The organism is Microbacterium sp. 69-10, from assembly GCF_001897945.1.
GTDB lineage: Bacteria > Actinomycetota > Actinomycetes > Actinomycetales > Microbacteriaceae > Microbacterium.
Genome location: NZ_MKRT01000008.1, coordinates 30,579 through 30,986 on the forward strand (window position 1 = coordinate 30,579; position 408 = coordinate 30,986).

The following is a 408-nucleotide window of genomic DNA, read 5'->3' on the forward strand; positions in this document are numbered from 1 at the left end:
GGAGGGCACACCGTGAGCAAGACCGAGCAGTACGAGCCGCGTCAGGCATCCATCTTCCGCCGTCACCCGGTCGTGAACCGCCCGCCGAAGCGTCACGCCGACGCCCGCCGCGGGCAGGAGTTCACCCCGCACGGCACCGACAGCGTGGGCGTGATCGTGTCCGACCCGCAGCGGAACCGGAAGACGGTCCAGTTCCGTTACCGGCACGACCCGGAGACGCTGCACACGATGCAGGCGCACGAGTTCAACGATCGGTTCTGCGCGCTCGGCGCCACGCCGACCCGTGAGCGCACGGTGAAGGTGACGCTGCGGGTAGACACGACCAAGTTCACGGCGGCGATCCACGCCGCGACGGCCGCGCTCAAGGGGGTGGCCATGGCCTCGGCGGTCGCGCGAGAGGCCACGCGC

1 protein-coding gene is annotated in these 408 nt (G+C 70.8%); it reads left to right on the forward strand.

Annotated elements, in window-relative coordinates; all coding sequences use genetic code 11:
• Positions 1-12 precede the first annotated feature (12 nt).
• On the forward strand, positions 13-408 hold a 396-nt coding region (locus tag BGN97_RS03455), incomplete at its 3' end, for a hypothetical protein (RefSeq protein WP_292698066.1).